Source organism: Streptomyces angustmyceticus, from assembly GCF_040701845.1.
GTDB lineage: Bacteria > Actinomycetota > Actinomycetes > Streptomycetales > Streptomycetaceae > Streptomyces > Streptomyces angustmyceticus_A.
The window spans coordinates 225,202-247,270 of sequence record NZ_JBFBHQ010000004.1; the positions used below are offsets into that span (position 1 = coordinate 225,202).

Sequence of the window (22,069 nt, forward strand, 5' to 3'; positions counted from 1 at the left end):
TGCGCGGTGTCCTGCCCTGCTTCGTGGTGGTGCTGCCGTTCCGCCTGCCGGAGGGGTTGCTCGCTCACGCGTGGTCCTCGTCTTCCGTGGAGGGGGGCGTACGGTGCGGTGGCCGCACGATGGTGGTCAGCGTCGTCTCGACGCGAGCGAGGTGGTGCCGCATGGCTTCCACCGCGTCGTGCTCGGAACTGTCGACGAGCGCCTCGACGATCGCCCGGTGTTCCCGGTTCGACTGCTCGCGCCGCCCGCCGAGCTCGTTGAGGAAGGCCGACTGGCGGGCCAGCGCATCGCGGATCTCCTCGATGACCCGGCGGAAGACCGGGTTGCGGGCCGCCTGGGCGACGGCGAGATGGAACAGGGAGTCCATCGCCACCCATGCCGTGGTGTCGGTCTCCTGCTCCATCCGCTCCAGCAGATGGGTCAGCTGGTCGAGGTCCTCCGGCGTACGGCGCGTCGCCGCGTACCCGGCCACCGGGATCTCGACATGCCGGCGCACCTCCAGGAGGTCGCTCGCCGCGTAGTCGCCGAAGGTCGGGTCCGCCACCGCGCCGTCGGAGACGACGAAGGTGCCCTTGCCGGTGCGCGAGACGGTCAGCCCCATGGTCTGGAGCGCGCGCAGCGCCTCCCGGAGCACGGGTCTGCTCACTTCCAGCCGGCGGCAGAGCTCCGCCTCCGAGGGGAGCTTGTCCCCGACCGCGTAGTCGCCGCGCTCGATGGCGCCGCGGAGGTGGTGGAGGACCGCTTCCATCGCGCTGATCCGCCGGGGCGCGCCACCGGCTGTCTGGCTGTCTGACAGGTTCACCCCGGAATCGTCGGTTCCGACGAGAGGGCTGTCAAGGGGGTGGGGCGGAGGGGATCTCCCCCGCCCCACTCCGTCACGGTGTCGCTACGGACGGTGCGTCGTCGCCGCCGCCTCGTCGGGCCGGCCGTTCGTGCGGAAGTCCAGCATGGAGAAGACCTTGTCGTAGCGGCGCCCGCCCATGGCCACGAAGTCGGGGAGGCGGCCGTACTCGCGAAAGCCCAGCGACCGGTAGAGGTCCAGCGCCCTGGTGTTGTCGCCCCGCGCATCCAGGGTGAGGACCTCGATCCCGGCGTTCCGGGCGTCCGCCACCAGCGCGGTGGCCAGCGAGCGGCCGACGCCCCGGCCATGGGCCTCGGACGCCACCGCGAGCTTCTCCAGGTCGGCGTGCTGCCGGTTGGTGGCCCGGGCGTAGCGCAGCCAGTACCCCAGTCCGATCAGCCGGCGGCCGGCGTAGGCCGCCCGCAGCGCCCCGTCCCCGGCCCGCGCGGCGCGCAGCACCCGGTCGACCAGTTCGGCCACCTCGTCCGCCGGGGGCGGGTCGGTCCAGCCGAGCGGTGCGCCGGCCCGGACCAGGTCCGCCAGGATCCGGTGCGCCGACGCGGCGAAGTCCGCCGCCCGCTCCGGATCGGCGGTCAGGCGTATCGCGTCGAGGAGGTCCGGCTCGGGGCCCGGCCCGCCGGGAGTCGCAGAAGTCATGACCGGCAGCGTAGGGCGTGCCGGTACGTCCGGTCCGGCTCGTCGGCGAACCGGTACGCGGCTCGCGGGGGCGGCGGGCCGACGGGCTCCGGCCGGACGGGTCGTACGGGCACGGCCCGGGTCCGGTCAGGGGGCGCTCGCCCAGCGGTAGCGGTGTTCGGGGCGGCCGGTGTCGCCGTATTTCAGGGTGAGGGTGATGTGGCCGCTGCGTTCGAGGTGTTTGAGGTAGCGCTGGGCGGTCGAGCGGCTGACGCCGGCGCGTTCGGCGACCTCGTGGGCGGACAGCGGGTGCGCGGCCGCGTCCAGGACGCGGCGGACCAGGTCGACGGTCGCCGCCGAGTGGCCTTTGGGGAGCTCCGTGTGCGGGGCGTCGGTGGTCCGGAAGGCGCCGAAGATCCGGTCCACCTGCTCCTGGCCGGCCTCGCCGCGGCCGCCCACCCCCTCCACGGTCCGGCGCAGCGCCGCGTAGCCGTCGAGTTTGGCGCGCAGCCCGGAGAAGCCGAACGGCTTGACCAGGTACTGCAGCGCGCCACAGCGCATCGCGTCCTGGACCGTGACGACATCACGGGCCGCCGTCACCATGATCACGTCGGCGCGGTGGCCGAGCTGCCGCAGCCGGCGCACCAGCGCCAGGCCCGTTTCGTCGGGCAGATAGTGATCGAGCAGTACCAGATCGACGGGGGTGCGCTCCAGGGCGGCCAGCGCCTGCGCGGCGGTGTGGGCACGGCCGGCGACCCGGAAGCCGGACACCTGGGACACGTACGCGGCATTGATCTCGGCGACGTGGAAGTCATCGTCCACGACCAGGACATCGATCATCGTGCGGCTCCGCTCGGCAGGGGTCTTCGCTCCGGCGGCGCCGCGCGCTCGCGGGTCTCCGGCCATCGTGGCACTCCGGTCATCGTCGTCCTCCGGTCACCGTGGATCTTCCGCCTCACCGTGGCTCTCCCGCGGCGCTGAGCCGGCGGCCGGCCGGCTCGTCGTGCCGCGCGAGGGCCTCGGGGAGGACGACGGTGAAGACCGCGCCGCCGCCCGCACGGGCGGTCACCCGGGCCATCCCGCCGTAGCGCTCGGCGAGCCGGCGCACCAGCGCCAGGCCGATGCCCCGGCCGCGCGGGGAGGGCACCGGAGGCGCGGACGGCCCGGCTCCGGTGGCGGGCGGGACGGCCTTGGTGGAGAAGCCCTCGGCGAAGATCCGCTCCCGTAGTCGCGGCGGCACCCCCGGCCCCGTGTCCGAGACCCGCAGTACGGCGGTGGTGTGCTCGGCCCGCAGCTCCACCTCGACGAACGGCTCGTCGCGGCGGTGCCCGCCGGTGGCGTCCAGCGCGTTGTCGATGAGGTTGCCCAGCACGGTCACCAGGTCGCGCGGGTCGACCACGGCGTCGGGCAGCAGGGTCGTCGGGGACACCCGCAGCGACACCCCGCGTTCGGCCGCGACGGCGGCCTTCCCGACGAGCAGGGCGGAGAGCAGCGGATCGTGCACCCGCTCCGCGATCTGCTCCGCCGAGGCCCGCTGCGCACTGGCCACCTCGCTGACGAACTCCACCGCCTTGTCGTACCGGCCGAGTTCCAGCAGCCCGCGCAGGGTGTGCAACTGGTTGGCGTGCTCGTGGTCCTGGGCCCGCAGGGCGTCCAACAGCCCCTGGGTGCCGTCCAGTTCGCGGCCCAGCAGCTCCAGCTCGGTGCGGTCCCGCAGGGTCACCACCGCCCCGCCGTCCGGCGTCGGCATCCGGTTGGCGACCAGCACCCGTCCGCCGCTGACGGCCAGCAGATCCGTGCCGTCCACCCGCCCGGCCAGCACGTCCGTCGTCCGCCCCGGCGGCAGCACCTCGTCCAGCGCCCGGCCCGCGGCCCCCGCGTCCAGGCCCAGCAGCCGCGCGGCCTCGTCGTTGACCAGCCGGATGCGGCCGCGCCGGTCGAAGGCGACGACGCCCTCCCGGATGCCGTGCAGCATCGCCTCCCGCTCGTCGAGCAGCGCGGAGATGTCGGCGAACGCCACCCCGTGCGTACGGCGTCGCAGCCTCCTGGAGAGCGCGACCGCGGCCAGCACCCCGACGGCCAGCGCCGCACCCGCGTACCGCAGCAGCCCGGGGATGGTGCCGAACAGCCGCCCGCGGACGCTGTCGTAGGCGATGCCGACCGACACCGCGCCGACGATCCGGCCGCGGTGGTCGCGCAGCGGCACCTTGGCGCGGGCCGACCGCCCCAGCGTTCCGGTGTCGATCTGCCGCACCTGCCGCCCGGCGAGGGTACGGCTCGGGTCGGTGGAGACATGCCGGCCGATCTCGTCGGTGTGGGTGTGCGACCAGCGCACTCCGCGGGTGTCCAGCACGACGATGTACAGCGCCCCCGTCGCGGCGCGGATCCGTTCCGCGTCGGCCTGTACCGGCCCGTGCGCCGTGGGTTGGGTGGTGACCAGTTCCTCGGCGAGGTCCGGATCGGCGGCGGTGGTCTGGGCGATGGACAGTGCCCGGCGCATCGCCTGGTCGTCCAGCTCGGAGCTGAGCGGGGCGAGGAACAGGCCGGTGGCCAGCACCATGACCCCGGTGGTCAGGGCGACCTGCGCGGTGAGCACCTGCGCAAAGACCCGTCGGGGCCAGCGGATCCGCATGCGCTCTCCCTCTGTGTCCGGCCCCCCGCACCCGAGCGGAACCGACTCTTCCTTTTCACCTCGCGGTGATCGCACCGTAAGCCGAGGGTGAGCGGACGCCTACCCCTCGGGCACGACCTAGTCGTTCTAGCGTGAGCTAAACGAGCACAACAGGGTCTGCGCGCAGAAAGGCGGCTTGCGCCCACAAGGCTGCCGCTGCGGCCCGGCTCGCTCCTAGCCTCCCGGCCATGAACAGCCACACGAGCCCCGCGATCGAACTGCGGGGTACGAGCAAGTCCTTCCGGACGCCCTCGGGGGCGCTGCACACGGCCGTCCGGGACCTGGATCTGGTCGTCGGACGCGGTGAGTTCGTCGCGGTCGTCGGCCCCACCGGGTGTGGGAAGTCCACCACGCTGACCCTGGTCAGCGGCCTGGAAGAGCCCACGGAAGGCGAGGTACTGGTCGCCGGCGAGCCGGTGCGCGGCATCGGGGACAAGATCGGGTTCGTGTTCCAGCAGGACGCGGTCTTCCCCTGGCGCACCGTGCTGTCGAACGTGATGGCCGGCCCCCGGTTCCGGGGTGTGCCGAAGGCCGAGGCCCGGCAGCGGGCCCGGGAATGGCTCGCCCGGGTCGGTCTCGCGGCCTTCGAGGACCGCTATCCGCACCAGCTCTCCGGCGGCCAGCGCAAACGGGTCGCCCTCGCCGCGACCTTCGTCAACGACCCCGAACTCCTGCTCATGGACGAGCCGTTCTCCGCCCTCGACGTGCAGACCCGGGCGCTGATGTCGGACGAGCTGCTGGAGCTGTGGTCGGGGACCGGCGCCTCGGTCGTCTTCGTCACCCACGACCTGGAGGAGTCCATCGCCCTCGCCGACAAGGTCGTGGTCATGACCGCAGGACCGGCCACCGTCAAGGAGGTCTTCGCGATCGACCTGCCGCGCCCCCGCAAGGTCGAATCGGTCCGGCTGGAGCCGCGGTTCATCGAGATCTACCGGGAGATCTGGTCCTCGCTCGGCGAAGAGGTCCGGATCACCCGCGAGAGGGGTGTCACCGATGCCGCCTGAGACCGCTGCTCCGGTCGCGTCCCCGGCCGGGGCGGACCGTACGGACCGTGCGCAGGCCAGGGCCCGCGCCGCGCGCCGTCACCAGCTCCTGGTGCACGGCACCCGGGTGCTGCTGCTCGTCGCCCTGATCGGGCTGTGGGAGGGGCTGGCCCGCGCCGCCGTCATCGACCCCTTCAACTTCTCCATGCCCTCCAGGATCTGGCACCAGATGAGCCAGTGGGCGCTGCACGGCACCCCGCAGGGCCCGCTGTGGGAGCAGGTCTGGTACACGCTCTACGAAGCGCTCCTGGGTTGGGTCATCGGCGTCGTCGGCGGTGTGGTGCTGGGCATCGCGCTCGGCCGGATCCGCTTCCTCGCCGATGTGCTCGGCCCGTACATCAAGGTGCTCAACGCGCTGCCCCGTATCGTCCTCGCCCCCATCTTCCTCATCTGGTTCGGCCTCGGACCGGCCTCCAAGGTCGCCTCCGCCGTCGTCCTGGTCTTCTTCCCGGTCTTCTTCAACGCCTTCCAGGGCGCACGGGAGGTCGACCGCAACCTGGTCGCCAACTCCCGGATCCTCGGCGCGAGCAACCGCCAGGTGACCCTGCAGGTGGTGATCCCCTCCGCCACCTCGTGGATCTTCACCAGCCTGCACGTCAGCTTCGGCTTCGCGCTGATCGGCGCGATCGTCGGCGAGTACATCGGTGCGACCAAGGGCCTGGGCCTGCTGGTCTCGGCGTCCCAGGGGACCTTCAACGCCGCCGGTGTGTACGCCGCCATGGCGATCCTCGCCGTCGTCGCCCTGCTCGCCGAGGGGCTGCTGGCCTTCCTCGAACGGCGGCTCTTCCGCTGGAAGCCGGCCGACGCCGGCGACGGCCGCTGACCCCGACCCCCTACCCCGTTCCTCCTCACAAGGACGTGACCATGCGCACCTCACGGAAGACCGCGGCCGCCGTCGTCGCCGCCACCCTCGCCCTGACCACCCTCACCGCCTGCGGCGGCTCCCAGGGCGCCGGGTCCGACGACGGGAACGGCAAAATCAAGATCATGGTGGGCGGCCTCGACAAGGTCATCTACCTGCCCGCGAGACTCACCCAGCAGCTCGGCTACTTCGAGGACGAGGGCGTCCATGTCACGCTGCTGACCGAACCGGCCGGCGTGCAGGCCACCACCTCGCTGGTCTCCGGCGACGTCCAGGGCGTCGTCGGCTTCTACGACCACACCCTCGATCTTCAGGTCAAGGGCAAGCAGGTGGAATCGGTGGTCCAGCTCGCGCACGCCCCCGGCGAGGTCGAGGTCGTCTCGGACAAGGCGTCCGGCGACCTCACCTCGGCCGGGGACTTCAAGGGCAAGAAGCTCGGTGTCACCGGGCTCGGCTCCTCCACCGACTTCCTGACCAAGTACCTCGCGGTGAAGAACGGGGTGCGGACCGACGAGTTCACGCCGGTGGCGGTCGGGGCCGGCCAGACCTTCATCTCCGCCCTCCAGCAGGGCTCGATCCAGGGCGGGATGACGACGGACCCGACGGTCGCCCAGATCCTGGACAAGAAGCTCGGAAAGGTCCTCATCGACATGCGCACCCCCGAGGGCTCCGAGAAGGCGCTCGGCGGCCCCTACCCCTCGTCCAGCCTCTACATGAACACCGACTGGGTGAACGGCCACAAGGAGACCGTACGGAGGCTGGCCCGCGCCTTCGTGAAGACCCTCAGGTGGATGTCCACCCACACCGCCGAGCAGATCGCCGCGAAGATGCCGTCCGACTACGCCCAGGGCGGCAAGGAGCTCTACGCCCAGTCGATCAAGGACACCCTGCCGATGTTCACCAAGGACGGGGTGATGCCGGCCGACGGCCCCGCCACCGTCGCACGCGTCCTGAAGGCCTTCAACCCCAACCTCAAGAACGCCACGGTGGACCTGAGGAAGACCTACACCACCGAGTTCGTCAAGAAGTAGGGCCGTTCCCGAGGGCCCTGCGCGAAGGCCCGTCACGAGCGGAGAAGGCCCTCGGGCGCAGTGCCGTGCCCGCCCTCGCTCAGCCGTGCCGCAGCACGATGTCGTCGAGAGACCGGAGCCGTCGCCAGCGCTCCTGCGGGGTGCGGGCGGCGGGCAGCAGATCGGCGGCGGGCAGCGGCCCCAGGTCGAGCGAGGTGAGCTCGGTGACGTCCGTCACCGGCACCTGGAACGTCCGGAAGGCGCCCAGCGGCGGCGGCGCCCCCGGTGTCGCGCCGGCCAGGGCCCGTTCGGCGTCCCAGAGCAGGTCCGGGCTCTGGTCGAGCACGTAGGCCGTCGCCGCCGGCACGCCGTCCTGCCGGCGGAACACCGCCACCTTCCAGAAGCGCAGGGGTACTTGGATTCCCCGGTAGGGCGGGTCCGAGTCGTGCAGTACCGGCCCGGTGAGGACGGCCAGCCGGCGGTCGTGCCCGGCGGCGTGGTCGAGGAGGTGGTCCTCCAGCTCCTGCCAGACCTGTCTGGCCGGGTTGAAGACATCCGCCTGCGGGGCGGCGTTCGGGTAGTGAAAGGTGTCGGCACGGGCCCGGTCCGCCTCCGCGGCCTCGCCCCACCCGGGTGCGAGCCGGTGCACCAGCTGCCCCTTGTCCAGGGAGTTGTCGCGGTACACGGCGTCGCCGGCCTGGCGGTCCTCGGCCACCCGCGGATCGCACCGCCAGCCGCTCTCCGGCGGCGCCTCCGCCGGCGGCCCGTCCGCCGGCCGGCGGGCACCGTCGATGCAGACCGCGGCGGCCGCGGCCATCCGCCGGTCGGGCCGCAGCACCACGGTGAAGTGGGTGTAGGGGAGCAGCACCGTCTCCACGGCGGGGTTGCCGGGCATCGGCAGCGGGACCGGCACTCCGAGGAAGTGCGGGTCATAGCCCGTACGGCCGGCCAGAGCGGGTTCCGGCGCCGTCCCGGCCACGGCCCCGGCGGCCCGTGGGGCATCTGAGGGGATCATGCCGTCACCGCTTCCCGGCGCCGTGGACCGCCGATCGGTGCCCGCCGCGAAGCCACTCGAACAGCCCGGCGGCCCGGCGGGCCGGCGCCCGCGGGGCACATCCGGGGAGGGACGACCGCACGGGACGCGGCGCAGGACGGGGCGGGGCGGCGACGGACGCGACGGACGGGACGCGGCGCCGGGCGCGCGTCCCGTCCAGGGGTATCCACATCCTTCCGCCGTCGGCGGGAACGCGGTTCCTCACTCGGAGGGGTAGATGTCTCCGCTGGCCATACCGCTTTCCTGCTCACTCTGGGACCGGAGCCTGAGGGCCTTCTCCTCCAGCCGCTTCCGCTCCTCCGGGTCGCCCGCGCGTTCCGCGGCCGCCTGCAGTTCCTGGGCCTTGTCGCGCATCTGCTGGATGCGTCCGCGTGATTCTCCTGTTGCACTCATGATCTGTCCTTGACCGGAGTAGGGAGAGCTGCACATACCAGCGAATCAGGCTCGCCGGACCTTGGCATGTCGAAGAGTCACCCCCGGTGAGGGCGGATATCCGGCGGTAACCGGCGGAGCGGCAGGGCGGCGCCGCACCCCGTCCGGCGGTCCGTCCGCCCCGTCCGGAAGCCGCGGGGAGCGGACCTGGCCGGCCGGCGCCGGTCCGCGGCCGCCGAGTGCGGCGCGCCCGGGCGTACCGGCGTGTCTCCACCGTATGGCCTTCCTGAATGGCGGGGGCGCACAAAAGGGACGTTGGCTGAACCACAGCACTCTCAACGTCCGCCGAGTGTCAGCGCTTCTGGTGTTTGACGCTCCCCTCGTTCAGTGGAGTCCCTCCATGACATCCGAACCAGCACTTTGTGGGGGCGACGCCGACCTGTCATCGACAGAACCCGGCGAGCATTTTCCGCCCATGACCACTGAGAAGAATTCGGCCCACACCCTTTTGTGGGAGGCAGTCACCCACCGGCCGCTGGCGGAAGTCGCCGCCCTGGTGGAACTGCTCAAGCGCAGCGGCGACGTTCCCAACCCCGGCGATGAGGCCCTGCGCATGGCCGTGGTCTCCCGGCCGGTGAGCGAGGTCGCCGCGCTCTTCGACATGCTGCGGGCCACCCCGCACACCGCCGAGTCGAGCCACGAGGCGCTGCGCGCGGTGGCCGTCGACCGGCCGGTCGAGGAGGTGGCGCAGCTGATCGAGCTGTTCGACCGTACGCAGGGCGGCGGCTCCGGTCTCTCCGGCATGGCCGACCCCTTCCCTTCCGGCCCTGACGTCTTCGGCGGACCCGGCGGTTCCGGCGGCCCCGGTGGCTTCGGCGAGCCGGAACCCACCGCGTCCATGCACGTCCTCGACCCCGATGTCCGCCCCCTGGACCGCAACGGGCACCCGATGTCCACCGCACAGCGCGAGTCCGTGATGGGCCAGCCGCCCCAGCGTCCGCCCTGGTCCCAGCGGCCCGCCGGCACCATGCCGCAGGGCGCCCCGCCGTGGGCGTCGTCGCCCGAGGCGAGCCCGCAGCCGGGCTATGCGGTCCCCGGCGTGCTGCGGTCCGTACTGCGCTGGCCCGCGGCCGCGGCCCTGGCCCTGTGCGGTCTGAGCCACCTGCCGGTCCACACCTCGCACCTGCAGGGCGCCCAGGCGGCCGCCGGGCTCTCGATGGCCATCGCCGTCGTCTACCTGCTGCTGGCCGGCTGGCTGGCGATGCGCGACACGGCCCTGGTCTGGACGGTGAGCGCCGCCGCCGCGATGATCATCATCGCCCTGCACGCGCTGTCCCGGGCCGGCGTCCTCGCCCCGCTCGGCAGCGGCCTGGGAGAAGCGGGCATGTGGCCCGAGCTGCTGGCGGTGGGACTGGCAGTGGTCAGCGCCGGACTCGCGGGCGCGGCGCTGCTCTACCGCCCGCGCCGGGTGGACCCGGCCGCCGCGCGCGCCTGACGGACGACGGCGCACCGGCCGCCAAGGGCGCGGGCCGAGACCCAGGTCAGGGTCTCGGCCCGCGCCCTTGGCGGCCGTCGGCGTGCGGGGGAGGGGAGCGGCTGCCATGGGTGCCGGCGGGCCGGAGAAACCTGACGGGCCGGAGGCTCCCGCACGGCCGGAAGCCCGCGTCGGGGCGGGGCCCGCTCGTCGCTCACTCCTTGGACGAATACCGGTGCAGGATCCAGGCGGGCAGCGCGAACCAGCAGACCATGAACCAGGCGACCAGCCCCGCGACGACCCAGGGCACGGCGGAGTTGTGCAGGGCGATGCGCAGGATCAGCAGCAGCGCGGAGGCGACCGTGGCCAGCAGCAGGACGATCCCGAGCAGGGCCAGGCGCGAGGCCCACAGCACCGTCTCCGGCTTCAGCCGGTGCCCGGCGACCAGCCGGTGGAAGGTCACCGTGCCGATCAGTGCGCCGGTCGTGGCCGCCCCCAGCAGGACCGTCACCACGTAGATGGTCTTGTCGGCCGGCGGGAGCGTGGCGAAGCGCGGGGTGAAGACGACGGTCAGCAGGAAGGCGAAGAGGATCTGCACACCGGTCTGGATGACCCGGACCTCCTGCAGAAGTTCGTTCCACCGCCGGTCGGCCCGCTCCTCCGGCGACTCATTGCGCCCCTCGGAGGTCTCACGCGGGCCCAGCGCCGCCACCCGCGACCCCCTTCCGCCGCTCGTCGGTGCGGAACGCCAGCTCGTCGTCCTTGACCTCCACGCGCACCGTCTCGCCCGCCGAGAGCGCACCGTCCAGCAACAGCCGTGAGAGCGCGTTGTCGACCTCGCGCTGGATGGTGCGCCGCAGCGGCCGGGCCCCGTATTCGGGCTGGTGGCCGCGGTGGGTGAGCCAGTCCACGGCGCCGGGCGTGAACTCGACGGAGATGTCCTGGGCGCGCAGCCTGCGGGTGGTCCCGTCGAGCAGCAGGCCGGTGATCTGGCGCAGCTGGTCGTCGGTGAGCCGGCGGAAGACGATGATCTCGTCGAGCCGGTTGAGGAATTCGGGGCGGAAGTGTTCGCGCAAGGAGCCCAGCGCCCGTTCCCGCGCGCCGTCGCCCGCCTCCGCGCCCGTGACGTCCGGGCCGAAGCCGAGCACCCCGCGGCCGCCGCTCAGCGCCTCGGAGCCGAGGTTGCTCGTCATCACGATGACGGTGTTCTTGAAGTCGATCCGGCGGCCCTGGGAGTCCGTCAGATGCCCGTCGTCGAGGACCTGCAGCAGGATGTTGAAGACGTCGGGGTGCGCCTTTTCGACCTCGTCGAGCAGCAACAGCGAGTACGGGTGGTGGCGCACCGCCTCGGTCAGCTGGCCCGCGTCCTCGTGGCCGACGTATCCCGGGGGCGCACCGACCAGCCGGCTGACCGTGTGCCGCTCCTGATACTCGCTCATGTCCAGGCGCACCATCCGGTCCTCGCTGCCGAACAGCGCCTCGGCGAGCGCGCGGGCCAGCTCGGTCTTGCCCACGCCCGTCGGGCCGAGGAAGAGGAAGCTGCCGATCGGGCGGTCGGGGTCGGCCAGGCCGGCCCGCGAGCGCAGGATGGCCTCGGAGACCGCCGTGACCGCGTCGTCCTGGCCGATCACCCGGGTGTGCAGCCGGTCCTCCAGCCCCAGCAGCAGCTCCTTCTCCTCCTGGGTCAGACTGCTCACCGGCACACCGGTCTGCCGCGACACGATCTCGGCGATGTCCTCGGCGGTGACCCGCACGATCCGGCGGTCGGTCGGCGGCTCGCCCCGGCCGGCCTCGATCCGCGCGGTGAGGGCGGTGACCCGGTCGCGCAGATCGGTGGCCCGTTCGTACTGCTCGGCGGCGACCGCCTGGTCCTTGTCCCTGACCAGCTGCTCCCGCTCGCGTTCCAGTTCGCGGACGTCGGTGGCCTTGGCGCCCGAGCGGAGCCGGACCCGTGCGCCCGCCTGGTCGAGCAGGTCGATCGCCTTGTCGGGCAGGAAGCGGTGGGCGATGTAGCGGTCCGAGAGCTCGACCGCCGCGAGCAGCGCCTCGTTGGTGTAGCGCACCTGGTGATGCGCTTCGTAGCGGTCCTGCAGCCCGCGCAGGATCTCCACGGTGTCGGAGACGTCCGGTTCGGGCACCAGGATGGGCTGGAAGCGGCGGGCGAGGGCGGCGTCCTTCTCGATGTTGCGCCGGTACTCCTCCAGCGTGGTGGCGCCGATGACATGCATCTCGCCGCGGGCCAGGGCGGGCTTGAGCATGTTGCTCGCTTCCAGGGAGCCGCCGTCCCCGCTGCCGCCGCCGGCGCCGACGACCGTGTGCAGCTCGTCGATGAAGACGATCAGCGATTCGGGGTGCGCGCGGACCTCCTCGATGATGGCGTTCATCCGCTCCTCGAAGTCGCCGCGGTAGCGGGTGCCGGCGATGACGGACGTCAGATCCAGGGCGACGACGCGCCGGCCCGACAGGTTCTCGGGGACGTCGCCGTCGGCGAGCCGCTGGGCCAGGCCCTCGACGATCGCCGTCTTGCCCACCCCCGCGTCGCCGACCAGCACCGGGTTGTTCTTCCCCCGGCGGGAGAGCACCTCGATGGTCTGCTCGATCTGCTCCTCGCGGCCGATGACCGGGTCGATCCGGCCCGCCCGGGCCAGGTCCGTCAGATCGCGGCTGAACTTGTCCAGGGTCGGGGTGTCGTGCTTCGGCGGGGCACCGTGCTCGGGGCCCGGGTGCGGGGCGCCGTGGCCGCTCTGCGGGGAGGCCTGCGGCTCGAAGTGGGCGAGGTTGAGGATGCGCCCCGCTGCCGAGTCCATGTTGGCCGCCAGCGCGTCCAGTACGTGCTCCGGGCCGATGTACGAGGCGCCGTTGTCCCGCGCCAGGTCGTGCGCGCCCAGCAGGGCCCGCTTGACCGCGGGGGTCACCGCGACACTGGACTGCTTGGGCCCCGAACCGGCGCTGCTGTCGATCTCCGCCGCCAGCGCGTCGGGGTCGGCCCCCGCCTGCTGCAGCAGGCTGCGGGTCGGTTCGGCGGCCAGGGCGGCCCGCAGGAGGTGCTCGGTGCCGAGTTCCGGGCTGCCGTGCTCGGCGGCGTAGGCGGCTGCGGAGGTCACCAGCTCCCGGGCGGGCCCGCTCATCATGCGGGCGATGTCCGCCTGCCGGGGCGCGGGCTGGCCCGGCTCGCCGCTCGCGGGCTGCGCGGCGCCGAAGAAGCGCGCGAGGAAGTCACCGAACGAGTCCGGGCCGTAGCCCTCCGGACCCATGAATCCATTGCCCATGTGTGTCCGTTCCGCTGCCACGGCGGTACCGCGACATGCTGCCTTGTCGGGTTCCTTGTGCTGTTGGCTCGTGCTCCTGCCCGGCAGGTGCCCGGGCGATGCGACGCCACACGTCACACACGGCCCCACTGCTTCAGGATCAGGGCCCGCCACCCCATCCGCACCCGGGCGGGCCGTGGTGGGCGCCCGCCGCCCACCCGGTCCCCGCGGGGTGCGCCCGCTGCGCCGAATGGCGCTCCCGGGTGGCGCGGGCGCCCGGGAAACACTTGGCTCACAGTGCTCGGAGGGTGGCAGGTGCTCGGAGGGACGCGCGGATGCCCGTGGAGAGTGTTCCGGCCGGTGACGGCGAGTACCTGCTGCAGGAATTCCTGACGGCCGTCCACACCGCGCCCCCGTCCCGCTTCCCCGCCCTGGTCGACCGCTACGCCGCCCAGATCGGCCTGCGCCGGGTGACCGTCTACCTCGTGGACCTCCAGCAGCGGCAGTTGACGCCCCTCTCCGGCGGGGAACGGCTCCTGGTGGACGCGTCGTGGGCCGGCTGGGCCTACCGCACGCTGGGGCTCCGCGTCGAGGAGAGCCCCACCGGCACGCTGATCGTCTGGCTGCCGCTGGTCGACGGCGCGGACCGGCTGGGGGTGGCGGGGATGCACGTCGACACCCTGGACGGCGCCCTGTTGCGCCGCTGCCGGACGCTGGTGGCGGTCCTGTCCATGGCGATCTCCTCCCAGCGGAGTGTCAGCGACCACCTGGTGCAGCAGACCCGTACGGACACCATGACGCTGCCCGCCGAGCTGGTCCGCTCCCTGCTGCCCCCGCGGACCGTCGGCAGTGCCCGGGCGGTGTCCACCGCCGTCCTGGAACCCGCCTACGAGCTGGGCGGGGACGCCTTCGACCATGCGCTGACCGAGTCGACGCTGCACGCGGTGATCCTCGACGCGATGGGACACAACCTCGCCTCGGGACTGACCACGTCGATCGCCATGGCCGGCTGCCGCAGCGCACGGCGGATGGGCGCCGCCCTGCCCGAACTCGTCAGGACCGTGGACGCGGTGCTCGCCGAGTGGCTGCCCGAGCAGTTCTGCACCGGCATCGCCGCCCGGCTGGACCTCCTCAGCGGGGTGCTGACCTGGTGCAACTGCGGCCATCCGCCGCCCCTGTTGATCCGTGACCACCAGGTCCACAAGGCGCTGGAACGCCCCGGCGAGCCTCCGATGGGCATGCCCGCCACGCTCGCCGACGCCCCGCGCACGGTGCACCGCGAGGCCCTGGAGCCGGGCGACCGGGTGCTGCTCTACACCGACGGGGTGACCGAGGCCCGCACGGCCGGCGGCGGCCGCTTCGGCCTGGCGGGCTTCACCGACTCCATCATCCGTGCCATCGCCGCCGGCGAGCTGCCCTCGGAGGCGCTCCGCCAGCTGATCCACGCCATCCTGGACAGCCGGCAGCAGCGGTTGAGCGACGACGCCACGATCCTGCTCATCGAGTGGCGGCCGCCGGGCACGCGGTGAGCCGGGCGGCGGGCGTCCCCGGTCCGGCGGCGCCGCCCCGAGGCGCCGTTCACATCTCCTTGTGGATCCGGTTCAGGTCGGCGGTGAGCGCATCGAGCCAGATCACCGAGTCGAGGAGCAGCGCGGCCGAGAGCGCGCGGGCCTCCCGGTCCGGACAGTGACGCGGGACGGCCGGGGCCACCGCCAGCAGCGCACGGATGTCGAGCGACCGGGCGTCCTTGCGGGGCACCTCGCTGTCCGTCCGCAGATGCCGGGCGAGGGAACGGTAGTCGGCCGCCGTCCGGTCGGCCGCACGGCGCAGCCAGGCGCCGACCTCCTGCGGGGCGATCCTGCCCGGCCGGCCGGGCAGCAGCCGCTCACCGCGCCGCGCTTCCGCCCCGGCGACCAGCACCGACGGCCAGTCCGGCTGTCCGACGCTCTCGTCCCGCAGTTCGCAGTGGTACTGGGCCAGGCTCTCCTGCGCGAGCACGAGGGCCCGGTTGATCGCCACGCAGTCGGCGCCGCCGGAGCGGTCGACGACCCGCGTGGTGGTGTTCCCGATGGCGTCGGCGATGGCCGAGCACAGGCCCGCCATGCTGCGGCGCACCTCGCGGCCCGCGCCCCGTGGCCAGGCCACCAGCCCGCAGGCCAGCCCGATGAGGCTGCCGACCAGCACGTCCACCAGCCGGACCGGGGCCAGTTGCCAGGTGACGGGGGAGACCTGTGCGAACAGCGTGGCCACCACCAGCGTGAACCCGCCCTGCGCCCAGGCCAGCCCGCGCAGCGGCCCCGCGATGAACGCCACCAGCATCACCACCGGCAGCACGACCGCGTACACCGTGTCCCGGTCGTGGACCAGCACCAGCAGCCCGCCGGCCAGCACCGCGCCGACCAGCGTCCCGAGCAGCGCCTGCCGGACCGCGGACCAGGTCTCCAGGCTGGTGGTCCGGGTCAGGGTGAGCGTCGCCAGCAGGACCCAGAAGCCGTGCTGCAGGTCGAGGAGCCCGGCGACGGCCCGCGCCGCGGCCAGGCCGAGCGCGAACCGGCAGGCGTTCTGGAAGATCACCGAGCGGGGGGTGAGGTGCGTGGTCAGCCGCTGCCACCACAGCTGGTGGGCGCGCGCCCGCGCATAGGTGAAGGCCTGTCCGGCGGGGCTCCGTTCGACGGACCGGTCGCCCAGCATCAGCCGGGTGGCCAGGGCGAGGACGACGGCGCAGTCGGCGGCCTGCACCACCTGGGAACGGCGGCGCAGGTAGACCAGCCGGTCGTCGGTGCTCAACTGCTCCAGGGTGTCCACGGCCCGGTGGGCCCGTACCGGCGCCAGTTCGCTCTGCAGGACGGCGGAGGACGGCCCCTCGCCGGGCCGCAGCCGCTTGCCCCGCCGCAGCGCCTTGGCCGCCTCGCGCGCGGCGTCGCTGATGCCCTCCAGCAGCACCACGGTCTCCGGGTGGTAGGTGTACTGCGGCCCGACCGAGGTGTGCAGGGCCTCCAACCGGGCCAGCAGGGTGCGCACCGCCTCCGTGGCGTGTGCCATGGCCTTGTGGGCGAGGGTGGGGGAGGCGGGCAGGTCGGCCGGCGGCACGCGCGACGGACGCAGGGCGTCCCCGGTCTCCTGCGCCCGGGCGAGCGCCTCACCGGGAAGCGGGCCGCCGTGATGGTCGGCCAGCCGCGCGGCGGCGTCCGCGGCGTCGGCCAGCAGCCGGCGGAAGGACGGGGTGTCCGGTTCGGGCACCAGGAAGCGCTGGGCCAGCGCCAGCAGGACCGCGCCCAGCAGGAAGCCGGAGATCCGCTGGCCCAGCGCTTCCGGGGCGTAGGGCGGGAAGCACGGCAGGATGTAGAGCAGTTGCATCCCGGGGGCGGCCCCGGCGATCCGGGGCCCGGTGGTGCCCGCGTACGCCACGACGAACCCGATGACCAGCATGCCGAGGACGGCGGCCCAGGTCTGCACGGCGAGCAGTGTGCCCAGCGTGATGAGCACCAGCCCGGCGGGGATCGCCGTGAGCACGGTCGTGGCGCGCTGGCGCCCGGACCCCGGGATCCGGGCGAGCACGCCGAGCGACACCACGGTGAACGTGGCGTAGACGGACATGACGGTCAGTCCGAGCGCGTAGCGGCAGAGGTAGAAGGCCACGCACGAGGCCACGGTGACCCGGATCGCGTTGCCGACCACGGAGCGGTGCCCGCGCAGCCCGTGCCGGGCGTGTTCCACCAGGTAGCGCGCTCTGCGCAGCACCGCCCCGGCGGGTCCGCCGGCCGGCTGCCGCGGCCCGGACCGCGGGGTGGTTCCCTGTAGCGGGCTCACCTCTCCACTATTGGCCAGCGGGTCCCGGTCCGCACCGCGCGGCCGGCCACGCCGAGGACGGGGTCCGCCGCCGGGCGGGCCGCCGGCAGCCCTCCGCTGACGACGCGGCGGCGCGCGCCGGACGGGCCGGGGAAGCGCAGGACGCGCGGGGCCCCGCACCGGTACACCTCCCCCGGGGCGGCGGGGACACCGGGAATGCGGGCCGGGGGGACGGGAGTTGACGAGGCGCCGGTCGGGCGGGCGCGGAGGCGGACCGTACACTGCGGAACGTGACGGAGAAGAAGGCGGGCGCCGTGAGCGCCGGCGATGCGGAGCGACCTGCGTTGCCGGCCACCAGTTGGGCGGTGCTGGGCCTGCTCTCCTTCGGTGAGGAGCTGTCCGGCTACGACCTGAAGAAGTGGTCGGACTGGTCGCTGCGCTTCTTCTACTGGAGCCCGTCCTTCAGCCAGATCTACGGCGAGCTCAAGCGCCTGGAGAAGGCCGGGTACGTCAGCGCCCGGATGGTCGCCCAGGAGACCGGCAACCGCGACAAGCGGGTCTATGTGATCACCGACGCGGGGATGGCGGCGGTCCGCCACTGGGCGCGCGAGGCCCCGGTGGAGCCCCCGGTCCTCAAGCACGGTGTGATGCTGCGGCTGTGGCTCGGCCATCTGCTGGAGGCCGAGCAGATGCGTGACGTGCTGGGCCGGCACCGGGAGTACGCGGAGACGATGCGGCAGCGTGCCGAGCACGACGCCCGGGACGCCCCCGCGGACGACGCCTCGGCCTACCCCTCGCTCGTCCTGAAGTGGTCGGAGCGGCACTATGCCTCCGAGCGGGATCTGGCCGACGCGATGCTGGCCGACCTGGAGGAGCTGGACCGCAGGCGCCGGTAGGGGGCGCGGGGTTCTCGCGGGCGGCTCGCAGGGGCCGGTCGGCCGGCCGCCTGCCGGCCCCGGGAACCGGGGACCGCGGACGGGCCGGTGAAACCAGCGAATGGTTTATAGCGGCGATAAAGGGCAATACGGCCTTGGAATCTGAGGTCCGCTACGTCGCTTTTGCGTATTAAGCGCTAACTATGCATGACACTCACGCCACTTTTCCCGCTCCTCGATCGTCAACTGAGTGGCACTCAGTGCCATTTTAGCGTGAGGCGAGTGATTCGCGGGCTGGGGATGGTTGCCCTGAGCGGGATTAGACCATGGAAATCAAGGTTCACCATGGAATTCCTGTCCGTCAGATCCCTATTTCTTACGCTTTGGCTTAAGTGAGGCAAGCGCCACACTTCCGATCGAGGCACGCAGTGACCTTCAGTGCCCTGAACAGCGGATTTGCGTGATCAACTTCCGTTTTGGTCGGTTTGCCGCACGGTAGTGCCGTCCGCACAGGGTGTAGCGGTCGGGATAAGCTCTGCAAAACCTTCGGGTCGTTCGTGCTCTGCCAGCTGGGGGCGCGAACGCCTTCACGGTGCGGGACCGGTTCCCGTGTGGCTGCCGCCCCGACGGGGGTGGGGGGAAGGAGACGGTCTTGAAGATCCTCTTGGGGAGAATTCGGGACCGTTGGAAAGAGCGTTGGTCTCCCGAGATCACCGCGCCGCGAGTGTCGGCATGCGTTGCCGTGGTCATGCTCGTGCTCGCGGTGATCGACAGGGTGAGCAGGCTCTGACGACGAAAGACCCCAGCTGAGGGATCAGCCAGGGCCTTTCGACAACGGTGCGAGGGGTTCCGCAGTCTTCCTCCCGAGTTGCAGCTCGGGAGAGCGGAGCCCCTCGTGGTGTCACATGACGGTATCACCGTAACGAATCCCGGCACCGGGCATCAACAGAGTGTTGACTCGCCCGTTGAGCCTCTTTTGCGCCTCTGACCTGCACGCTTGTCCGGTCGCAAAGTGGAATGGTGAATCCACTCACGTAGCTGACGCCGATGTCAGCCGGTCAGGACGCGCGCGCGGCAGTCGGCCGGGGTGCCCCACGCGTCCCGCAGCGGGCGGGCCTTGCGGATCCACAGCGAGAGGTCCGGTTCGTCGGAGTAGCCGAGGGCGCCGTGCAACTGCAGTGCCGTGCGCGCCGCGGCACAACCCGCCTCGCCCGCCGCGACCTTCGCCGCGGCCACCTCCCGGCCGGCCGACGGCGCGCCAGCCGCCACTGCCAGGGCCGCCGCGTACACCAGCGGCTGGGCGAACTCCAGGCCGATCAGGGTGTTCGCGAGCCGGTGCTTGACGGCCTGGAACGAGCCGATGGCCACCTGGAACTGCGTGCGCTGCTTGACGTGGGACACCGTCGCCGCCAGCAGGGCCCGGCCCAGGCCGAGGCACTGCGCCGCGGTGACGAGCCGGGCGACCTCGACGGCGTGCGCGGCGGCCGCCGTCACCGCGGGGCCCTCGGCCAGTACACCGCCGCCGAGCGGACGGGCCGGCCGCCGGGCGGGATCGAGGGAGGACTGCACGGGGCCGTGGGTGTCGGTGCGGCGCACCGTGTCGCTCTCGATGACGAACACGGCGTCGGCGGCATCCGCGTCCAGGGCGTACGGGCCCCCGGCGCACAGGCTGACGACGGCCTCGCCCGCGGCGATCCGCGGCAGCCAGGCCTCCGCCGGGGCATCTTCGCCCAGGCGCTCCAGGAACGCGGCCGCCGCCACCGTCTCCGCCAGCGGGCCGGGCACCGCATGCCGCCCCAACTCCACGAAGGCCAGGGCCAGTTCGACGGGGAGCAGGCCCGACCCGCCGTACCGCTCCGGGACGGCGAGCGCGCACACGCCCGTCGCCGCGAGCCGCGCCCACAGCTCACGTCCCGGCTTCTGCTCCCCGGCCGCCCAGGCGCGCGCCACGGCCGGGGTGCCGGACGCCGTCAGCATGCCGTCCAGCGAGCGGACGAACTCCCGCTGCTCGGCGGTGAGGAGGAAGCGCATCACCGGCGTCCCTTCGGCAGACCGAGCAGCCGCTCGGCGATCAGGTCGCGCTGGATCTCGTTGGTGCCCGCGTAGATCGGCCCGGCGAGCGCGAAGGTGTAGCCGTCGGCCCAACTCCCGTGCGCGGGGGCCTCGTCGGCGTCGTCGGCGAGCGTGCCGTAGGGGCCGAGCAGGTCCAGGGCCGTCTCGTGCAGGGCGAGGTCGAGTTCGGACCAGAAGACCTTGGTCAGGCTGGACTCGGTGCCGACCGCGCCGCCGGCGGCGAGCCGGGAGACCTGGGCGTAGCCGAACAGCTGGTACGCCCGGGCGCCGATCAGCGCGTCGGCCACCCGCTCGCCCAGCGCCGTACCGGCCGTGCCGCCGGTCTCGCGCCAGAGTGCGGCGAGCCGTCCGGCGGCCGCGGTGAAGCGGCCCGGACTGCGCAGCGTCAGGCCGCGTTCGTTGCCGGCGGTGCTCATGGCGACCTGCCAGCCCTGCCCCGGCGCGCCGATGAGGTCCGCGTCCGGTACGAAGGCGTCGTCGAGGAAGACCTCGGCGAACGCCGGCTTGCCGTCCAGGCGGCCGAGCGGACGGACCGTCACGCCCGGTGCGTCCAGCGGGAACATCAGATAGCTGAGCCCCTGGTGCGGGCGGGCGGCGTCCGGGTCGCTGCGGAACAGCCCGAAGGCGCGATCGGCGAACGCGGCCCGGGACGACCAGGTCTTCTGCCCGTTCAGCAGCCAGCCGCCGGCGGTCCGTACGGCGGTCGAGCGCAGCGACGCCAGGTCCGACCCCGACTCCGGTTCCGACCAGGCCTGCGCCCAGACGACCTCGCCGCGCGCCATGGGGCCGAGGATGCGGGCGCGCTGCTCGTCGGTGCCGTGCTCGAAGAGGGTGGGGGCGAGGAGGTGGATGCCGTTCTGGCCGACCCGCCCGGGGGCGCCCGCGGCGTAGTACTCCTCCTCGAAGAGCAGCCACTGCAGGAGCGAGGCGTCCCGGCCGCCGTGTTCGCGGGGCCAGGAGACCACCGACCAGCGGTCCGCGGCGAGTCGGCGTTCCCACTCCCGGTGGGCGGCGAACCCCTCCGCGGTCTCCAGCGACGGCAGCGGAACGGCGGGCACATGCGCGGCGAGCCAGCCGCGGGCCTCGGCCCGGAACGCCTCGTCGGCGGGGGCGATGTCGAGATCCATCAGGCGCCGGCCTCCCGGGTGGCGGTCGTGGCCGGTGCCTCCCGTGCGTCGGGCGCGGGCTCGTCGTGGCGGGCAGCGGGCATCCGCCCTCCCTTCCCTAACAAGTGTTTGGTAGATTAACGTACCGGCACGAGCGGCGTCGAGGCCCCCGCCACCGTCGGGAGCCTCCGCCGGGGAACCGCAGCGGACTGCGGGAAGAGGAGGCTCATGCATGACAGCGCCGCCCTACGTGCCCGGCCACCATCTGCTCGACGGCCGGACCGCCGTCGTCACCGCGGCCGCCGGGGCCGGCATCGGCGGCGCCACCGCCCGCAGATTCCTGGAGGAGGGCGCCCGGGTGGTCCTCGGCGACGCCCACGCACGCCGGCTGCAGGCCACCGCCGAGGCGCTCGCCGACGAGTTCGGCGCCGCCCACGTGGCGTCCCTGCCCTGCGACGTCACCGACGAGGACCAGGTCAACGCCCTGCTGGACGCGGCCGAGGAGCGCCATGGGCGCCTCGACATCCTGGTCAACAACGCCGGACTCGGCGGCACCGCCGACCTCGTCGAGATGACCGACACCCAGTGGGGCACGGTCCTCGACGTGACCCTGAACGGCACCTTCCGCTGCACCCGCGCCGCCCTGCGCCGGATGAAGGCCACCGGCCGCGGCGGCGTGATCGTCAACAATGCCTCGGTCGTCGGCTGGCGGGCCCAGCGCGGCCAGGCCCACTACGCCGCCGCCAAGGCCGGGGTGATGGCGCTGACCCGGTGCGCCGCCCTGGAGGCCGCCGAGTACGGGGTACGCGTCAACGCGGTCTCGCCCAGCCTCGCGATGCACCCGCACCTGGCGAAGGTGACCACGCCCGAGTTGCTGGCGGAGCTCACCGAGCGGGAGGCGTTCGGCCGCTGGGCCGAACCCTGGGAGGTCGCCAACGTCATCGTCTTCCTGGCCGGCGACTACGCCTCGTACATGACCGGGGAGACGGTGTCCGTCAGCTCCCAGCATGCGTGA

At 73.0% G+C, this 22,069-nt stretch carries 18 protein-coding genes; 7 read left to right on the forward strand and 11 right to left on the reverse strand.

Annotated elements, in window-relative coordinates; all coding sequences use genetic code 11:
- Positions 1-64: 64 nt before the first annotated feature.
- The 4 genes from AB0411_RS11900 to AB0411_RS11915 all read right to left on the reverse strand — a co-directional run bounded on the left by AB0411_RS11900 (position 65) and on the right by AB0411_RS11915 (position 4,109).
- Entirely contained in the window at positions 65-802 is a 738-nt protein-coding gene (locus AB0411_RS11900) for a FadR/GntR family transcriptional regulator (RefSeq protein ID WP_366417122.1), read from the reverse strand.
- A gap of 84 nt (positions 803-886) precedes the next feature.
- On the reverse strand, positions 887-1,498 hold the full coding sequence (locus AB0411_RS11905) for a GNAT family N-acetyltransferase (protein WP_366417123.1): 612 nt from the start codon (positions 1,496-1,498) through the stop codon (positions 887-889).
- A 126-nt stretch (positions 1,499-1,624) separates the two neighbouring features.
- On the reverse strand, positions 1,625-2,317 hold the full coding sequence (locus AB0411_RS11910; RefSeq protein WP_366417124.1) for a DUF7342 family protein: 693 nt from the start codon (positions 2,315-2,317) through the stop codon (positions 1,625-1,627).
- Positions 2,318-2,432: 115 nt separating this feature from the next.
- Positions 2,433-4,109, reverse strand: coding sequence for a sensor histidine kinase (locus AB0411_RS11915; RefSeq protein WP_366417125.1), 1,677 nt, complete (start codon positions 4,107-4,109; stop codon positions 2,433-2,435).
- A gap of 227 nt (positions 4,110-4,336) precedes the next feature.
- On the opposite strand from AB0411_RS11915, the gene AB0411_RS11920 reads away from it, so the two are divergent.
- From AB0411_RS11920 to AB0411_RS11930, 3 genes are read left to right on the forward strand one after another with little or no spacing between them, the layout of a single operon-like run.
- Complete coding sequence (locus AB0411_RS11920) at positions 4,337-5,152, forward strand: ABC transporter ATP-binding protein (RefSeq protein WP_366417126.1); 816 nt, start codon at positions 4,337-4,339, stop codon at positions 5,150-5,152.
- Positions 5,142-6,014, forward strand: coding sequence for an ABC transporter permease (locus AB0411_RS11925; RefSeq protein WP_366417127.1), 873 nt, complete (start codon positions 5,142-5,144; stop codon positions 6,012-6,014). Before AB0411_RS11920 ends, AB0411_RS11925 begins: the two co-directional genes overlap by 11 nt.
- A gap of 41 nt (positions 6,015-6,055) precedes the next feature.
- Positions 6,056-7,084, forward strand: a complete 1,029-nt coding sequence (locus tag AB0411_RS11930) for an ABC transporter substrate-binding protein (protein ID WP_366417128.1) — start codon at positions 6,056-6,058, stop codon at positions 7,082-7,084.
- Between the two features lie 79 nt (positions 7,085-7,163).
- Here AB0411_RS11930 and AB0411_RS11935 read toward each other — a convergent pair whose 3' ends face one another.
- Together AB0411_RS11935 and AB0411_RS11940 are read right to left on the reverse strand one after the other, a co-directional pair.
- On the reverse strand, positions 7,164-8,078 hold the full coding sequence (locus tag AB0411_RS11935) for a DNA/RNA non-specific endonuclease (RefSeq protein WP_366417129.1): 915 nt from the start codon (positions 8,076-8,078) through the stop codon (positions 7,164-7,166).
- A 240-nt stretch (positions 8,079-8,318) separates the two neighbouring features.
- Positions 8,319-8,510 (reverse strand): DUF6381 family protein, encoded by a 192-nt coding sequence (locus AB0411_RS11940; RefSeq protein ID WP_086720901.1) that lies wholly within the window; start codon positions 8,508-8,510, stop codon positions 8,319-8,321.
- 454 nt (positions 8,511-8,964) lie between these two features.
- Between AB0411_RS11940 and AB0411_RS11945 the strand changes: the two genes are divergently transcribed.
- Positions 8,965-9,984 carry a hypothetical protein gene (locus AB0411_RS11945; protein ID WP_366417130.1) on the forward strand — a complete coding sequence of 340 codons (1,020 nt, stop codon included), beginning with the start codon at positions 8,965-8,967 and terminating at the stop codon, positions 9,982-9,984.
- Between the two features lie 193 nt (positions 9,985-10,177).
- Here AB0411_RS11945 and AB0411_RS11950 read toward each other — a convergent pair whose 3' ends face one another.
- Entirely contained in the window at positions 10,178-10,675 is a 498-nt protein-coding gene (locus AB0411_RS11950) for a DUF6328 family protein (RefSeq protein WP_366417131.1), read from the reverse strand.
- Positions 10,653-13,232, reverse strand: coding sequence for an ATP-dependent Clp protease ATP-binding subunit (locus AB0411_RS11955; RefSeq protein WP_366417133.1), 2,580 nt, complete (start codon positions 13,230-13,232; stop codon positions 10,653-10,655). The genes AB0411_RS11950 and AB0411_RS11955 overlap by 23 nt, the downstream gene beginning before the upstream one ends.
- A 314-nt stretch (positions 13,233-13,546) precedes the next feature.
- Between AB0411_RS11955 and AB0411_RS11960 the strand changes: the two genes are divergently transcribed.
- The gene (locus tag AB0411_RS11960; RefSeq protein ID WP_366417135.1) at positions 13,547-14,740 is read left to right on the forward strand and encodes a PP2C family protein-serine/threonine phosphatase; all 1,194 of its coding nucleotides are present in this window, start codon (positions 13,547-13,549) and stop codon (positions 14,738-14,740) included.
- Positions 14,741-14,789: 49 nt separating this feature from the next.
- On the opposite strand, the gene AB0411_RS11965 is transcribed toward AB0411_RS11960, so the two are convergent.
- Positions 14,790-17,021, reverse strand: a complete 2,232-nt coding sequence (locus AB0411_RS11965; RefSeq protein WP_366417136.1) for an FUSC family protein — start codon at positions 17,019-17,021, stop codon at positions 14,790-14,792.
- A gap of 269 nt (positions 17,022-17,290) precedes the next feature.
- Here AB0411_RS11965 and AB0411_RS11970 point away from each other — a divergent pair, with 269 nt between their 5' ends.
- Entirely contained in the window at positions 17,291-17,896 is a 606-nt protein-coding gene (locus tag AB0411_RS11970; protein ID WP_366417137.1) for a PadR family transcriptional regulator, read from the forward strand.
- Between the two features lie 1,029 nt (positions 17,897-18,925).
- Here the strand turns inward: AB0411_RS11970 and AB0411_RS11975 are convergent.
- Together AB0411_RS11975 and AB0411_RS11980 are read right to left on the reverse strand one after the other, a co-directional pair.
- Positions 18,926-19,906 (reverse strand): acyl-CoA dehydrogenase family protein, encoded by a 981-nt coding sequence (locus tag AB0411_RS11975; RefSeq protein WP_366417138.1) that lies wholly within the window; start codon positions 19,904-19,906, stop codon positions 18,926-18,928.
- The gene (locus tag AB0411_RS11980; RefSeq protein ID WP_366417139.1) at positions 19,906-21,075 is read right to left on the reverse strand and encodes an acyl-CoA dehydrogenase family protein; all 1,170 of its coding nucleotides are present in this window, start codon (positions 21,073-21,075) and stop codon (positions 19,906-19,908) included. Before AB0411_RS11980 ends, AB0411_RS11975 begins: the two co-directional genes overlap by 1 nt.
- A 211-nt stretch (positions 21,076-21,286) precedes the next feature.
- Here AB0411_RS11980 and AB0411_RS11985 point away from each other — a divergent pair, with 211 nt between their 5' ends.
- Positions 21,287-22,069, forward strand: a complete 783-nt coding sequence (locus tag AB0411_RS11985; RefSeq protein ID WP_366417140.1) for an SDR family oxidoreductase — start codon at positions 21,287-21,289, stop codon at positions 22,067-22,069.

Bases quoted from the DNA above. Each gene is read 5' to 3' on its own strand.
- AB0411_RS11905 (WP_366417123.1), bottom strand. From the start codon at position 1,498: ATGACTTCTGCGACTCCCGGCGGGCCGGGCCCCGAGCCGGACCTCCTC.
- AB0411_RS11910 (WP_366417124.1), bottom strand. From the start codon at position 2,317: ATGATCGATGTCCTGGTCGTGGACGATGACTTCCACGTCGCCGAGATC.
- AB0411_RS11915 (WP_366417125.1), bottom strand. From the start codon at position 4,109: ATGCGGATCCGCTGGCCCCGACGGGTCTTTGCGCAGGTGCTCACCGCG.
- AB0411_RS11920 (WP_366417126.1), top strand. From the start codon at position 4,337: ATGAACAGCCACACGAGCCCCGCGATCGAACTGCGGGGTACGAGCAAG.
- AB0411_RS11925 (WP_366417127.1), top strand. From the start codon at position 5,142: ATGCCGCCTGAGACCGCTGCTCCGGTCGCGTCCCCGGCCGGGGCGGAC.
- AB0411_RS11930 (WP_366417128.1), top strand. From the start codon at position 6,056: ATGCGCACCTCACGGAAGACCGCGGCCGCCGTCGTCGCCGCCACCCTC.
- AB0411_RS11935 (WP_366417129.1), bottom strand. From the start codon at position 8,078: ATGATCCCCTCAGATGCCCCACGGGCCGCCGGGGCCGTGGCCGGGACG.
- AB0411_RS11940 (WP_086720901.1), bottom strand. From the start codon at position 8,510: ATGAGTGCAACAGGAGAATCACGCGGACGCATCCAGCAGATGCGCGAC.
- AB0411_RS11945 (WP_366417130.1), top strand. From the start codon at position 8,965: ATGACCACTGAGAAGAATTCGGCCCACACCCTTTTGTGGGAGGCAGTC.
- AB0411_RS11955 (WP_366417133.1), bottom strand. From the start codon at position 13,232: ATGGGCAATGGATTCATGGGTCCGGAGGGCTACGGCCCGGACTCGTTC.
- AB0411_RS11960 (WP_366417135.1), top strand. From the start codon at position 13,547: ATGCCCGTGGAGAGTGTTCCGGCCGGTGACGGCGAGTACCTGCTGCAG.
- AB0411_RS11975 (WP_366417138.1), bottom strand. From the start codon at position 19,906: ATGCGCTTCCTCCTCACCGCCGAGCAGCGGGAGTTCGTCCGCTCGCTG.
- AB0411_RS11980 (WP_366417139.1), bottom strand. From the start codon at position 21,075: ATGGATCTCGACATCGCCCCCGCCGACGAGGCGTTCCGGGCCGAGGCC.
- AB0411_RS11985 (WP_366417140.1), top strand. From the start codon at position 21,287: ATGACAGCGCCGCCCTACGTGCCCGGCCACCATCTGCTCGACGGCCGG.